The organism is Streptococcus mitis, from assembly GCF_946190275.1.
Taxonomy (GTDB): domain Bacteria; phylum Bacillota; class Bacilli; order Lactobacillales; family Streptococcaceae; genus Streptococcus; species Streptococcus mitis_DC.
The window spans coordinates 1-390 of record NZ_CAMHZQ010000057.1 but is presented as its reverse complement, the minus strand read 5'-3'; the positions used below and the strand labels follow the sequence as shown (position 1 = coordinate 390).

1 protein-coding gene is annotated in these 390 nt (G+C 44.9%); it reads left to right on the top strand.

Going from position 1 to position 390, the window contains the following annotated elements:
* Positions 1–390 (top strand): DUF1542 domain-containing protein (locus N8M20_RS10215; protein ID WP_261080516.1); only part of this gene is annotated, 390 nt, incomplete at both ends.

The window sequence follows — 390 nt, the reverse complement described above, 5'->3', positions numbered from 1 at the left end:
GAAGATGCGAAAGCTAAGATTGCGGCAGCAACAAACAAAGACATCATCGATACTGCGACAGAAACAGGTAAGAACGTCATCGGAAAAGTCCATGAAAATGGAAACTTAGATACAGCCAAAGCGAAAGCCAAAGCAGCCTTAGACGAAGCAGCAGCGACAGAAAAAGCAGCAATCGAAGCAGACGGAAGCTTAAGTTCAGCAGACAAAGCGACAAAACTAGCTAAAGTAGATGAAGTTAAGGAAGCAGAACAAGCGAAAATTGATCAAGCAACAACAGCAACAGGTGTAGAAGAAGCTAAGACAGCTGGAGCAACAGCAATCGCAGCAGTACACCAAGCAGGAGACTTAGAGCAAGCTAAGACAGATGCGAAAGCAGCAATCGATGAAGCA